This is a genomic window from Pleomorphomonas sp. PLEO (genome assembly GCF_041320595.1).
In the GTDB taxonomy this organism is placed as follows: domain Bacteria; phylum Pseudomonadota; class Alphaproteobacteria; order Rhizobiales; family Pleomorphomonadaceae; genus Pleomorphomonas.
The window spans coordinates 2,012,405-2,026,477 of sequence record NZ_CP166625.1; the positions used below are offsets into that span (position 1 = coordinate 2,012,405).

The window sequence follows — 14,073 nt, forward strand, 5'->3', positions numbered from 1 at the left end:
ACTTTCGTTGTTTTCTTATGCTTCATAATACCTCACTTTTTTCGGTTAGCAACAGTTTTTGAGACGTTTTGTCGCTTTCACGCAGGGCGTGTGGGGACGGTTCTGGCCGGTCGCTCGTCTTGCCGCTTTGAGACTGGGTCGCATGTGCACAGGAAGGAAGGAGGGCCACGGCCAATCCGATCGTTATTTCAATGGGGTGGTTCAGATGGCGGTCCGGCCGGATGGCGATGGCGGGGAGCGGCGGCCAGCGGTGTCCGGAAAACGTCGGGGCACCGGGGCCGCGCGCCGATGACAACCATAATGCGTACATGCCGAGCGGCGCGGCGCATAGAGCAGGCGCTGGTTTTTTGAGACGCTTCGTCTCATGGCGGCGAAAATGTCCACAAACGAAAAGAGGGGAGCGCCGAGCGCGCGCCTTCGAATGATCGTCGTTGACGTGGCTGAAGGTAGCGCCCAGCGTGATCCGATCGACGACCTGATGGCCACCTTCAAGCTGCCGCCGTTGCCGGTGTTAGGGGAAGTGGAGCGCTATATCGGCCGATCGTTTCATTCTGCCTGAGGTCCTCTGCCTGCGCAGAGGAAGACAGCTTGATGGGGGCGGGAGCAAGGCGAGGGGCGGCGCGCTATCCATCTGTTTCCTCTATATAAAGTTGTCCTCCTCTGCGAAGGCAGAGGACCTCAGGCAGAATGAAACAAGCGGTCGATATAGGGCGGAAAGCACACTGGGAGCCCGATACATCCCCCAGCATCTTCTCGTCCTGAGATCCTCTGCCTTCGCAGAGGAGGACAGCTTGAAGGGGGCGGGAGCAAGGCGAGGGGCGGCGCGCTATCCCTCTGTTTCCTCTATATAAGGTTGTCCTCCTCTGCGAAGGCAGAGGACCTCAGGCAGGATGAAACGATCGGTCGATATAGGGCGGAAAGCACACTGGGAGCCCGATACATCCCCCAGCATCTTCTCGTCCTGAGATCCTCTGCCTTCGCAGAGGAGGACAGCTTGATGGGGGCGGGAGCAAGGCGAGGGGCGGCGCGCTATCCCCTCTGTTTCTTCAATATAAAAATGCCTTCCTCAGTGCCGGCGGAGGGACTGGGGCAGGATGAGGCGATCGGCCGATAGTGCTCTCGGAGCCCCTTTCGGCCTGAGGTCCTCTTCTCACGCGAGAATGACGATCTGCCGGAGCTGTCGGTTGCGCTGTCCGGCGGACGCTATGTGACGTCCTTCATGACGTCGGACGATCAGCCGGCGTGGGCGATGTTCATACGCTCGCAAGACGACTCGCCCCCTCGCGTCCTGGCGGTCGAGAATGGCAAGATCTGCGAGACGCGTTAGGCGGTTGCTCGCGGCTCAGCCGGCCTTCACCCGTTCGCCAGCCTCCTCTGCCATCTGGCGGGCTTGGTCGGCCGACAGGGGGCGGGCGAGCAGGTAGCCTTGAAGGTGGCTGCAGCCGCCGTTGATCAGGATTTCGGCCTGCTCTTCGGTCTCTATGCCTTCGGCGGTGCATTGAAGACCGAGGGTCGAGGCCAATGCCAGGATGGCCTGGATAATCGCCTGACTGGACGGCTTGCCGGCCACGCCTTCCACAAAGTAACGGTCGATCTTTATGCGGTCGATCTGGAAGTTGACCAAATAGCTCAAGGAGGAGTAGCCGGTGCCGAAGTCATCGAGCGCGATGGCGATGTGGGAGTCTCTGAATTTGTGCAGGACCGACTGCACTTCATTGACCTTATGAATCAGCGTCGACTCGGTGATTTCCAGCTCCAGCCGGTCCCCGGATAATCCCGTGCGCTCAAGGGCGCCATAGACCTGCGCCTCAACCACGCTGTCGCGAAACTGGATCGGCGAAAGGTTGATCGAAACGAACAGCGTCGCGGGCCAGCGCATCGCGTCCTTGCATGCCTGTTCCAGCACCCAGGCTCCCAGGCGAACGATCAGGCCCGTTTCCTCGGCAACGGGAATGAACACATCCGGCCGCACCTCGCCGCGTTCGGGATGCTTCCAGCGCAGCAAGGCTTCAAACCCGGAAAGACGTCGGCCGGTTGCTTCGAAGATCGGCTGATACACCAGGTAGAACTGGCCAAGCTCCCAGGCTTCTTCGAGATCGATCTGCAACTTGCGGCGGGTGTCCGCGACATTGGCCAGATCTTTCGAGAAGGCGCGCGCCAAGCCACGACCGTCCGTCTTGGCCTTGAACAGGGCAAGGTCGGCGTTCTTCAGCAAGGAGACGAGGTCGCGCCCGTCGCGCGGACAGAGTGAAATGCCGATGGAACTGGTGATGTTGAGCTGGTGGCCCTCGATCACGAATTGTCTGTTGACGGCGGAAACGATGATGTCGGCGAAGCGTAGAGCATCGCCTTCGTCGGAAACGCCCATGCGAATGACCGCGAACTCGTCGCCGCCAAGGCGCGCGACCCTGTCCAGAGGGCCCAGGCATTCGTCCAGCCTGTCGGCGACGGCCATCAGCAACTTGTCGCCGACGTCGTGCCCCAGCGTATCGTTGATGGTCTTGAAGTAATCGAGATCGACAAAATAGAGGACGAAAGGCTTTACCGGGTTGTTCTTGTTGAGACTCTCGATCCACTCGACGAAGCACAGCCTGTTGGGGAGGCCGGTCATCATATCGGTTCGCGCTTGATGGTACTGAACAATGGACTGCCGGCGATCTCGTCGCAGCTGGCGGCTCCAGAACACCGTGATGATCACGATCGCCGCGCACACCACCAGGCAAGCGATCACCAGGGGAAGAAGTGTTCGGCGGATTTCATCGTTGACGGTTTTGGCGGCGACGCTGACGACGATGGCGGCCGGAAAATTGGCGAGGCGGCGGACGGCCGTGTAGCGCTGCTGATCGTCAAGAACGCCAGCGGCGATCAGCCCACCGGCGGTTGGCAGGCCAAACAGGGCTGCCGTATCGTAGACAGGCGGAGTCCTTGTTTCGGGGGGCTGGCCGGAGGGTGGGGACGGCGACTGGGCCATCAGCGTCCCATTGTTGAGGATGAAGGCGATGACGCTGCCGGCGCCCAGATCGATGTTTGACAGCTCCGTGGTAAAATACGCCTGTTCCGACGCGGCGTTGATCACGCCGAGAAATTTGCCCGACGCGGTGGTCAAGCGATGGGCCAGCACCAGATTGGGGCGGCCGGCGATCCGGCCGATGAGGGGCGGGCTCAAATAGGTTGGCGCCCCGAGCATGCTCTTCATGATCTTGAAATATTGCCGGTCGCCGAAATTGAAATCGGGTGTCGGCCAGACGCGCGTCGTGGCCAGAACGCGCCCGGTTTCATCGATCACGGTCAGGGCATCGAGAAAGGTGAGGCCGGAAATGCGCGCCCTGAGCAGATCGTTTGCCGGCTCCGTCGACATCGCGTCGGACAGAGCGGTTTTGTCTTCAATGGCTTGGGATTTTATATAATCCGACACGCCGATCAGGACGAGTTCCATGGCCTGGAACGAACGGTTGATTTCATCGGACGTCACATCGGCAATCGTCGTTTGTATCTTGAGTTGTCTTTCGATCGCCGTGGCTTTCAATTTGGCGGTCACGGCAAACATCGATGTTGCAATAAGTAAAATCAAAAATACATCGACGATTAAAATAGCAACTTCAGTGGGTGAAGCTGCCTTATATATAAATCCTTGTTTTATCGGGCTTTTGCTGAGCAATTTATGATTTGTCCCGGATTTATATATACGTATATTTACTTCACTTTCATGGGTTTTTCCGGTGAAAACGCTTTCATCCGAAAGGATCTACCACATGGTTCTTATGCAACTTCCGCAATATATGTCGGCTCTAATTGCTCGTGATAACGCAAAAACATTATCACTTTACTTCGAGCCACTAAGGCTTGTCGCTGAAAACGGCTTCTCGCTCCGTTGGTTACCCAAAGGTATAAAACACGAACTGCACAATGTACATCTTCTCAGCGGATATTTTCCGTGAACATCCGCATTAGTGACAGTATTTTTTTAAAAAAGCGACCAGCCTGCTCGGCGGGGGCGTCCACGCCAAGGCGCAAAGTCTTGTAGATATTTAGTGGGGGGTAATACATCTCGGTCGAGATGGCGGGCGAACAAGCTCACCTTGCCCCGGCAATTGCCAAGCTCTTGCGAACCGGCTGCTGATCTCGACCTTATGTCTGCTGGGATTCAAACGCCAAATCCGACCCGCTAGCGGCCCGGTCTGGGAGGATGGGGAAGCCCTGCTTCTTCAGCTCGGCATGCGCTTCCTGGCTGGCCATGGTGAGCAGGTAGGCGATGAAGGGCAGGCCGCCGTGCCGGGCCTGCTGGGCCATCTGCTCGCTGAGCGTTGCGATGTTGTGGAGCGTTTCCACGGGAGTTCTCGGAAGGTCCGACATGCCCGATCACCTTTCACGTTGGAGGCCTTTAGGCCTACCTGTGACTGCCCAACCAATAGCCGAAGGCGAAGGTTCCCAGAGGGCAAGCAAACGTGATCGAGACCGCTCGCCGACCGGACATTTCGGCCCGGTCGGCGACTATTTTCAGGGGATCCTCACACGAGACCCTTCACCGCTTCGACGACCTTGTCGGTGGTGATGCCGAAGAACTCGTAGACCTCTTGCGCCGGGCCGCATTCGCCGAACCGGTCGAGGCCGATGACGGCACCCTCAAGGCCGACATACTTGCGCCAGTAGTCGGTGACGCCCGCTTCGACGGCGACGCGCGGGATGCCGCGCGGCAGCACGTCGTCGCGGTAGGCGGCATCCTGGCGTTCGAAGATGAAGTGCGAGGGCAGCGAGACGACGCGGACGGCAACGCCCTCGGCGGCGAGCTTGGCCTGCGCGCCCATGGCGAGGCTCACCTCGGACCCGGTGGCGATGATCACCGCCTGGGGCGTGCCGGCGCAGTCGCTCAGCACGTAGCCGCCGCGCTTGATGGCCTCGATCCGGGCGGCGTCGCGGCTCTGATGCGGCACGCGCTGGCGCGTCAGCACCAGGGCGGTCGGGCTGTCGCGATGCTCGATCGCCGCCTGCCAGGCGACGAAGGTCTCGACGGAGTCGCAGGGCCGCCAGACGTCGAGGTTGGGCACCAGACGCAGGGTTGCCGTCTGCTCGACCGCCTGATGGGTCGGGCCGTCCTCGCCCATGCCGATGGAATCATGGGTGAGCACGAAGATCGAGTTGATCTTCATCAGCGCCGCCATGCGGATGGCGTTGCGGGCATATTCGGAGAACACCAGGAAGGTGGCGGCGATGGGCAGGAAGCCGCCGTGCAGCGCCAGCCCGTTGACGATCGCCGTCATGCCGAACTCGCGGATGCCGTAGTCGAGGACGTTGCCGCCTTCCTCGAGCGCATCGGCGCGCAGATGCTTGCAGCCGTCCCACTCCGTCATGGTACAGGCGTGCAGGTCGGCCGAACCGGACAGGAACTCCGGCATCAGCGGTGCCAAGGCATTGAGCGCCCGCTGCGAGCCGTGGCGGGTGGCGACGCTCTTGGCCTCGGCGTCGATGGTCGCCAGGAGCTTGGCGGTTTCGGCAGCGAAGTTCTTGGGCAGGCGGCCGTTGACGCGGCGCTCGAACTCGGCGGCCTTGGCCGGGAAGGCGGCGCGGTAGCCTTCGAACAGCGCCTGCCACTTTTGCTGCCGCTGTGCGCCGACATCCCGGGCGTTCCACGCCGCGCGGACGTCGGCGGCGATTTCGAACGGACCGGAGGTGATGCCGAGCGCGGCGCGGGTTGCGGCGATTTCGGCGTCGCCCAGCGGGTTGCCGTGAACGCCTGGGGTGTCCTGGCGGTTGGGCGAGCCCTTGCCGATGATCGTGCGGCAGCAGATCAGCGTCGGCCTGTCGGTCTCGGCCTTGGCCTGTTGAATCGCCTTGTCCAGCGCCTCGACGTCATGGCCGTCGACGCCGGAAATCACATGCCAGCCATAGGCTTCGAAGCGCTTGGGCGTGTTGTCGCTGAACCAGTCGGCCACACGGCCGTCGATGGAGATACCGTTGTCGTCCCAGAAGGCGATCAGCTTTCCGAGCTTCCAGGTGCCGGCCAGCGAGCAGGCCTCGTGCGAAATGCCTTCCATCAGGCAACCGTCGCCGACGAAGGCGTAGGTGTAGTGGTCGACGATGGGGAAGCCGGGCTGGTTGAACTCGATGCCCAACAGCTTTTCGGCCAGCGCGAAGCCGACGGCGTTGGCCAGACCCTGGCCGATCGGGCCGGTGGTGGTCTCGACGCCGGGGGTGTGGCCGTATTCCGGATGGCCGGGCAGGCGGCCGCCGAGCTTGCGGAAGTTTTTGATGTCGTCCAGCGATACGTCATAACCGGTCAGATGCAGCATGGAATAGATCAGCATCGACGCATGCCCGTTGGACAGGGCGAAGCGGTCGCGGTTGACCCATTTCGGGTCGGCCGGGTTGTGGCTGAGGTGACGGGTCCACAGCGCAACGCCCATTTCCGCCATGCCCATGGGGGCGCCCGGATGGCCGCAACCGGCGGCTTGCACCGCATCGATGGTCAGGATGCGAATCGCATCGGCCAGCGCGGTGGATGACGGAAATGGTGACAGCATCGTGGACTCTCCTCGCGTTCCCTTGGTCAATTTTATAATGACCGAAAATTGCCTGAACACGCTATAGTTATGTACGAAAAAAGTCAAAATAAATAACCGAAAGGCCTAAAAAATACGCTTATCGTCGTATATTGAGCGTAGGTGGACGGAATGGCGGTGGTTTCCGTTGAAATTCACGCCGTTGCAGAATGGCCTCGGGCTCGTTCGTTTACCGGATGGAGGCGATCGGCTATGGTGCGCAACCGGCCGGTGCATGCGGTCGGTCCGGCGGTTTCCTGGACGGGACGAGAGGCGCCTAGAGCATTTTGGAAAAGGGAAACGCCGTGGTGAGTGCGAGGGACATTATCACTGATACAAGTGGTACCCATCTGCCGGTGGAAAGCCGGGATCTGTTGTCGCTGATCGCCAAAAACGGCGCCGTTTCGCGCTCGGAGCTGGAAAAGCTGTCCGGCAGTTCGCGCACCACCGTCGCTCCGCGGCTCGGCATGCTGTTCAGCGCCAATCTGGTTCGCGAGACCGAGAAGGTGCTGCCAACGGGAGGACGGCCTTCCAAGCTGCTCAGCCTGAACGAGGATTTCGCGCTGATCATCGCGGTCGATGTCGGCGAAAGCCAGACGCGGGTGGCCTTGACCGACCTGACGCCGAAAGTCTTGGTCGAAGAGGTGTTTCCAACCGATCTCGAGGGCGACCCGTTATCCATTCTCGAGCAGATCGCCGCCTGCGCCGAACGTCTGCTGCCACGGATCGGCCGACCGATCGGCGATGTCATCGGCATCGGGATGAGCCTTCCCTCGCGCATCGACTACACGAATGCGCGCGTGTTCGGTCCCTCGGTGATGCACCGGTGGGACGATCTCGATATTCGCGGCTGGTTCTGGGATCGCTATCAGATCAAGGTGTTTGCCGATAACGACGTCAACCTGATGGCCTTGGCGGAATACAAGACCTACTGGCCGGACGAGGACTATTTCTTCTTCCTCAAGGCCGGCACCGGCATCGGCGGTGGCTTCATCACGCGCGGCGAGGTTTATCGCGGCGGGCGAGGGGCGGCGGCCGACATCGGCCACATTCAGCTCGACCTTCCCAATCCGCCGCTGTGCCGTTGCGGCAAGCTGGGGTGCCTGGAAGCCTATTCCGCCGGCTGGGCCATCGCCCGCGATCTGCGCGCCCTGGGGATCGAGGCCCGCAACGCGCGGGACGTTATCAGCATCGTCAAACGTAACGTTCCCGAAGCGATCCAGCTGATCCGCGCCGCCGGCAGAGGGTTCGGCGAGGTGGCGGCCAATGTGGTCAGCGTCCTCAATCCGAACCTGATCGTGGTCGGCGGTACCCTGGCGGAAGCCGGCGAACACCTGCTCGCCGGCATTCGCGAACTGGTCAATCAGCGCTGCCTGCCGCTGGCCACGCAGAGCCTGGAAATCGTCATGGCGCGCAGCGGCGATCGCGCGGGAATCCTGGGTGCCGCGCATCTGGTGTTCGAAGAGCAACTGATCGGCGGCGAAGACCGCACCCGCGACAGGGTCCACGTGGCGCGGTGAATGGCGCGGGGCGATCTTGCATCCGCAGTGCCTTGTCCTGATTATGCGCTATAGCGTATAATTCGATTTTATACGCTGTAGCGTATTCTTTCTAAATATGCGCTCGGCCGTATATTGAAGATATATACGCGAAGGCGTATATTCATGCGAGGAGAGGCTTGCATGAGCGACATTGTCCGTACACCGCCCCATATAGGCGCAGCCATCAGGCGTCGGCGCAAACTAAAAGGCCTGACACAGGCTCAGCTCGGTGAGAAAACCAAGCTGCGGCAAGCAACGATCTCGCAGCTGGAAGGCGGCGAGGGCGGCGCTCAGCTCAAAACGTTGACCGATGTTCTGGCCGCACTGAACCTCGAATTGGTGATCCAGGATCGCTCGACATCGTCACGTGACATTGAGGACCTTTTCTAGATTATGTCCGGCGAACTCTGGTTCGCCAACATGCTCTATCCCATTGTTTTTACGCAACTCCGGACGCAAAGCCGGTTCCCACTTTTGCTGGAGTGGCTCTAGATGGCGCGCACGAGGAAAAATCCCCCTCTGAGAGTGTTGCTCAACGGCAGAGATGTCGGCCTGCTGACTCGCGCTTCCAGCGGCGCCATAGACTTTCGGTATGCGACGGAATGGCTCGAATGGGACAACGCCATCCCGGTGTCACTCTCGCTTCCGTTGCGCGAGGATCGCTATATCGGCGAGCCGGTGCTCGCCGTCTTCGAGAACTTGCTGCCCGACAACAAGATCATTCGTGATCGCGTCGCCGCAAAGGTGCAGGCGAGCGGTACGGATGCCTACAGCCTGCTCAGCAAGATCGGCGCCGATTGCGTCGGTGCGCTGCAGTTCTTGCCGGACAATGCCGACGTTGGAAAAGTCGGTGCCATCGAAGGGCGCCCAATCAGCGATGAGGATATCGCCAAGAAGATCGCCGACCTGAAATCGGCGCCGCTCGGAATGGATGAGAATGAGGGCTTCCGGATTTCGATTGCCGGAGCGCAGGAAAAAACGGCGCTGCTCTACCACGACGGCAAATGGCAAATCCCGGTTGGCACGACACCGACCACGCACATCATAAAGCCACGGATCGGTCAGATCCCTAGCGGTATTGACCTGAGCAACAGCGTCGAGAACGAATATCTCTGCATGAAGCTCTGCAAGGCTTTCGGACTCGATGTGGCCGATGTCGACATCGTGGACTTCGCTGGTAACAAAGCTCTTGCCGTCGAGCGGTTCGATCGCATCCGGGCTCGCGATGGCCGCCTGCTGCGCCGTCCGCAAGAGGATATGTGCCAGGCTCTGTCAGTGCCACCCAACCGCAAATACCAATCCGACGGCGGGCCCGACAATCAGGCCATCATGCAACTGCTTAAAGGCGCCGATAATCCGGAAGATGACCAGCTTGCCTATTTGAAGGCGCAGCTCATCTTCTGGCTTATCGGTGCAACGGATGGCCATGCCAAGAATTTCAGCGTCTTCCTGATGCCCGGAACGCGCTTCAAACTTACACCGCTCTATGACGTGCTCACAGCGCAGCCGAGTGTCGACGCGCATCAGGTCGGCATCAACAAGTTCAAGCTGGCGATGTCGGTGGGAAAGAACAACCATTACAAGATCAACGACATCACGCCACGCCACTTTCTGCAAACCGCGGATCGATGCGCCTTTGACAAAACCAAGCTCATTGGCGAGCTCGAACAGCTTCTGAACAATGGCGAGAAGGCTGCTACATCAATGGTGAGCAGTCTGCCCCACACGCTGCCAGCTGAACTTACGGACAGCGTCCTGACGTGCGTTGCCTCGAGGATACGGAGCATCGCGCTGTGGGCCGAAAAACCGCTCAATCTGGTTGTTTGAGGCGCAATTCCGGACGCAAAACCGGTTTCCACTTTTGCTGGAGTGGCTCTAGACATCCGGTTTGCGATGAAGTGTCCTCCGTCCTGGGACAAGGGACACGATATGTGAGCGGAATGAGAAGCCGGGGCATCATCTTTTCTATCCTCGCATCGCTTTCCCCTCGCACCTCCCAACGAGCAACGCCCGGGACATGAAGTCCCGGGCGTCGGTCTGGATTGGCTACGCTGTTGGCGGGGAGTGCGCTCAGCGGGTCGCGTTCCAGCCCTTGTAGTCGGCGACGTTGTCGCGGGTGATCAGCTTGGAGGGCAGCAGCGTCAGCTTCTGGGCCGGCGCCTTGCCGTTGATCAGGTCGACGCCGATCTCGATGGCCAGCTGGGCCATGGCATAGGGGTCCTGGCTGGCCGAGGCCTGGACCATCGGGCTTTCCGGGTCCTTCAGGACGGCTTCGATATCCGGGGCGCCATCAACCGAGGTGAAGATGATGTTGTCGCGGCCGGCCTGCTTGGCGGCGAGGTTGGAGCCGATCGCCTGCGGGTCGTTGATGGCGAACACGGCGTCGATCTTTTCAAAGCGCGTCAGCATCGACTGCATGACGGTCAGGCCGCCATCGCGCGAGCCGAGGGCATTCTGATCGTCGGACAGAACCTTGATGCCGGGGTTGGCTGCGAACACCTTCTTGCAGCCGTTGACGCGATCGACGACGGCCGAGACCTGGTTGCTGTTCTGGATGATGACGTCGCCCTTACCGGCGAGCTTGTCGACGATGTACTGGCAGGCGATCTCGCCGGCCTGGACGTTGTCGGTGGTCACCGTGGCATCGGCGCCCTCGCCGGCGGTGTCGACGGCGACCATCGGGATGCCGGCGGCCTGGGCGCGGGCGACGGCCGGGGCCACGGCCTTGGCGTCGGCCGGGGTGAACAGGATCAGGTCGACGCCGGCGGCGATGAAGTTGTCGATCTGGGTGAACTGCTTGTTGAGGTCGTAATCATAGCCGAGGGCGGTAACTTCGACGTTGGGATTGATCTCTTTGGCCTTGGCAGCCGCGCCATTGGCCAGCGCGACGTAGAACGGATTGCCCATCGAGCCGATGGAGATGCCGATCTTGGTGAGATCCTTGGCGCTGGCCGTACCGACGAGGGCGAGAGCGACAGAGGCGAAAAGCATAGAACGAAGCAACATGGTCATACTCCTCCATAAGGAAGCCGGGCGCCCGGTTTTTCCGGGTGGACGGCGGATTTTCCGGCGCGATTCCTCTCCGCGACGGCTTTCTTCAGAACGTGACTCACCGTTCGTCGCGGGACTGGCGGCGGCGTCATGTTCGTGAACTTGATGAAGACGAGTGGGATTTGGGGGCGTCACGGGCGGCAAGGCTCGCCCGCAAAGTTCTCGGTCTTCAGGTACGGGCGCCGCCTTTGCTCCTGAGGCGGTCGAGCGCCACCGCGATGATGATGACGAGGCCCTTGATGATGTACTGCCAGATGTCGCTGACACCGATGAGCACCAAGCCATTGGACAGCACGGCGATGATCAGCGCGCCGATCAGCGTGCCCCAGATGGAGCCGACGCCGCCGGTGAACGAGGTGCCGCCCAGGATGACGGCGGCGATGGCGTCGAGCTCGTAGGACTGGCCGAGCTGGGTGCCGTTGGCCGCGAACAGACGGGCCGCGCTCATCACGCCGCCAAGGCCGGCCATCAGCCCCGAGAAGCCATAGACGAACAGCAGCACCGCCCAAACCTTGATGCCGGACAGGCGAGCGGCGTTCTCGTTGCCGCCGGTGGCGTAGATGTGCACGCCGAGCACGGTGCGTCGCAGGATGACCCAGGTGACGATGACCGACAGGAAGGCGATCACCACCAGCCAGGGAATGCCCAGGATGTGGCCGTTGCCGATGAAGGCGAACGACAGTTGCGAGTTGAACACGGTGGTGTCGGCGCCGAGCAGGCGGGCGACGCCGCGCACGGCGGTCAGCGAGCCAAGCGTCGAGATGAACGGCGGCAGGCCGATGAAGGCGACCAGGGAACCGTTGATCAGGCCGAAAATGAGGCCGGCGAACAGCGCCAGGGGAATGCCGATCATGCCCATGTCGGGGATCAGCGAGCCGATCACCGCCGCCATGGCCGAGGCGGCGAGGATGGAGCCGACGGACAGGTCGATGCCGCCGGTGAGGATCACCGCCGTCATGCCGCAGGCGAGCACGGTATTGATCGACGCCTGCTGCATGACGATGGACAGATTCTGCGGCGAGATGAAGCGGCCGGACATCAGCTGGAAGCCGATGCCGAGCAGGATCAGGATCGGCAGCATGCCGACGGTGCGGATGATCTGCTGGATGCGGAACTGGCGATTGGCGGCGGCCTTATCGCTGGTGAACATGGCGACCGACGTTTCCTGGGACATGACGGTTCTCTTGGCTTGCTAGACCCTGTCCGGCGAATTCAGGTTCGCCGAATAGGCTCTATCTCTTTGTTAAGACGCAATTCCGGACGCAAACCCGGGGGCATTTTTGCTGGAATTGCGTTGGCTATGGCGTCAGGCGGCGGCGCTCGCATGGGCGAGACCGGCGGCCAGAGCGATGATGTTTTCCTGGGTGATCTCGGTGCCGGTGGCACCGCCGACCTCGCCGACGATGTCGCCCTCGCGCATCACCAGCACGCGGTCGGCGATGCCGACCACCTCCGGCATCTCCGAGGAGATGACCAGGACGCCGACGCCGGCCTTCACCAGATCGTCGATGATGCGGTAGATCTCGGACTTGGCGCCAATGTCGACGCCGCGCGTCGGCTCGTCGAGGATCAGCACGCGCGGCCGCGTTTCCAAGAGGCGCGACAGCAGCACTTTCTGCTGGTTGCCGCCGGAGAGCGAGCCGACTTCGACGATCGGGCCGGCCACGCGGATCGACAGCGCCTTGATCGCCTCGACCGCTCTCTGCCTGGCCTTCTTGAGGTCGAGCAGGCCGCCCTTGCCGGCGTCGCGGCCGACGACCTGCAGGTTGATGTTTTCCTGCACCGTCATGTCCAGGAACAGGCCCTGTCCCTTGCGGTCCTCGGTGAGATAGACGATGCCGGCGTTGACCGCCTGGATCGGCCTGACGATGTCGAGCGGCTTGCCGTCGAGTTCGACGCTGCCGGTCGCGTGCGGGTCGGCGCCGTAGACCAGGCGGGCGAGTTCGGTGCGGCCGGAGCCGACGAGGCCGGCCAGCGCCAGCACTTCGCCCCGGTGGAGATCGAAGGAGCAGGCGTTGACGCGCCGCCCGCCGTCGCTCATGTCGCGCACCTTGAGGATGACCTCGCCGTGGCTGTTCTTGGCGTCGTGGTCCTTCTTGTAGAACTTGGAAAGGTCGCGGCCGACCATCATCTTGACGAGCGTCTCGGCCTTGAGCTCGTCACGCATCAGCGTGCCGACATAGCTGCCGTCGCGCAGTACCGAACAGTGATCGGCCAGCTCGTAGACCTCGGCCATGCGGTGCGAGATGTAGATGATGGCAAGGCCGTCGGCCCGCAGCGTGCGGATGAGCGCGAACAGCTTGTCGGTTTCGCGCGACGACAAGGCCGTCGTCGGCTCGTCCATCACCAGGATGCGGGCATTGGCGTGGATGGCGCGGGCGATTTCCACCATCTGCCGTTCGGCGATCGACAGCGTCGACACCACGGTCGCCGCCCCGAAGGTGGCGCCGAGCCGGTCGAGCACGCCCTGACATTCGGCGCGCATGCGCAACCGGTCGACCCGCCCACCGGTCGACAGTTCTCGGCCGAGATAGATGTTCTCGGCCACCGTCAGGTTGGGCGACAGGCTGAGCTCCTGATAGATGACGGCGATGCCGAGCATCTTGGCGCTGAGCGGGCCGTCGATGTGAGCGAGCTGGCCGTCGATGCGGATCTCGCCGCCGGGATCGGCGCGATAGGCGCCGGAGAGGATCTTCATCAGCGTCGATTTGCCGGCGCCGTTCTCGCCCATCAAGGCGTGCACTTCGCCGGGGTAGACGGTGAGCTTGACCTCCGACAGGGCCTTCACGCCGGGGAAGGTCTTGGAAATGCCCGCCATCTCCAGGAGAGGCTGCCTTATCTCGGCGCTCCCCTGTGGCAACGCAGTCGCATTCATCAAATCCTCCCTCTGCTTTTCTCTTGAGACGAGCTGCTCTTTTGTCTGGGCGCACCTGTTGCGTAGTCAG

General features: G+C 61.6%; 10 protein-coding genes. 4 read left to right on the forward strand and 6 right to left on the reverse strand.

Translation table 11 applies throughout. The features are described from left to right. Nucleotides 1-421 precede the first annotated feature (421 nt). Entirely contained in the window at nt 422-559 is a 138-nt protein-coding gene (locus AB6N07_RS09225; RefSeq protein ID WP_370677503.1) for a hypothetical protein, read from the forward strand. 783 nt (nt 560-1,342) lie between these two features. On the opposite strand, the gene AB6N07_RS09230 is transcribed toward AB6N07_RS09225, so the two are convergent. The 3 genes from AB6N07_RS09230 to tkt all read right to left on the reverse strand — a co-directional run bounded on the left by AB6N07_RS09230 (nt 1,343) and on the right by tkt (nt 6,518). Beyond that, the gene (locus AB6N07_RS09230) at nt 1,343-3,658 is read right to left on the reverse strand and encodes an EAL domain-containing protein (protein ID WP_370677504.1); all 2,316 of its coding nucleotides are present in this window, start codon (nt 3,656-3,658) and stop codon (nt 1,343-1,345) included. Between the two features lie 470 nt (nt 3,659-4,128). Beyond that, nucleotides 4,129-4,353, reverse strand: coding sequence for a hypothetical protein (locus AB6N07_RS09235; protein WP_370677505.1), 225 nt, complete (start codon nt 4,351-4,353; stop codon nt 4,129-4,131). Between the two features lie 155 nt (nt 4,354-4,508). After that, nucleotides 4,509-6,518, reverse strand: a complete 2,010-nt coding sequence (gene tkt, locus AB6N07_RS09240; protein WP_370677506.1) for a transketolase — start codon at nt 6,516-6,518, stop codon at nt 4,509-4,511. Nucleotides 6,519-6,910: 392 nt separating this feature from the next. Between tkt and AB6N07_RS09245 the strand changes: the two genes are divergently transcribed. The 3 genes from AB6N07_RS09245 to AB6N07_RS09255 all read left to right on the forward strand — a co-directional run bounded on the left by AB6N07_RS09245 (nt 6,911) and on the right by AB6N07_RS09255 (nt 9,904). Further along, entirely contained in the window at nt 6,911-8,056 is a 1,146-nt protein-coding gene (locus AB6N07_RS09245) for an ROK family protein (RefSeq protein WP_370677507.1), read from the forward strand. Between the two features lie 162 nt (nt 8,057-8,218). After that, nucleotides 8,219-8,467: a helix-turn-helix domain-containing protein gene (locus AB6N07_RS09250; RefSeq protein WP_370677508.1), complete on the forward strand. Its 249-nt coding sequence runs from the start codon at nt 8,219-8,221 to the stop codon at nt 8,465-8,467. A 102-nt stretch (nt 8,468-8,569) separates the two neighbouring features. Then, nucleotides 8,570-9,904, forward strand: a complete 1,335-nt coding sequence (locus AB6N07_RS09255) for a type II toxin-antitoxin system HipA family toxin (RefSeq protein WP_370677509.1) — start codon at nt 8,570-8,572, stop codon at nt 9,902-9,904. 243 nt (nt 9,905-10,147) lie between these two features. Here the strand turns inward: AB6N07_RS09255 and AB6N07_RS09260 are convergent, their stop codons facing one another. From AB6N07_RS09260 to AB6N07_RS09270, 3 genes are all read right to left on the reverse strand, one after another. Then, complete coding sequence (locus AB6N07_RS09260; protein WP_370678212.1) at nt 10,148-11,080, reverse strand: ABC transporter substrate-binding protein; 933 nt, start codon at nt 11,078-11,080, stop codon at nt 10,148-10,150. 217 nt (nt 11,081-11,297) lie between these two features. Further along, nucleotides 11,298-12,302: a ribose ABC transporter permease gene (locus AB6N07_RS09265; RefSeq protein ID WP_370677510.1), complete on the reverse strand. Its 1,005-nt coding sequence runs from the start codon at nt 12,300-12,302 to the stop codon at nt 11,298-11,300. Nucleotides 12,303-12,434: 132 nt separating this feature from the next. Next, nucleotides 12,435-14,003, reverse strand: coding sequence for a sugar ABC transporter ATP-binding protein (locus tag AB6N07_RS09270; protein WP_370677511.1), 1,569 nt, complete (start codon nt 14,001-14,003; stop codon nt 12,435-12,437). Between the last annotated feature and the right edge of the window lie 70 nt (nt 14,004-14,073).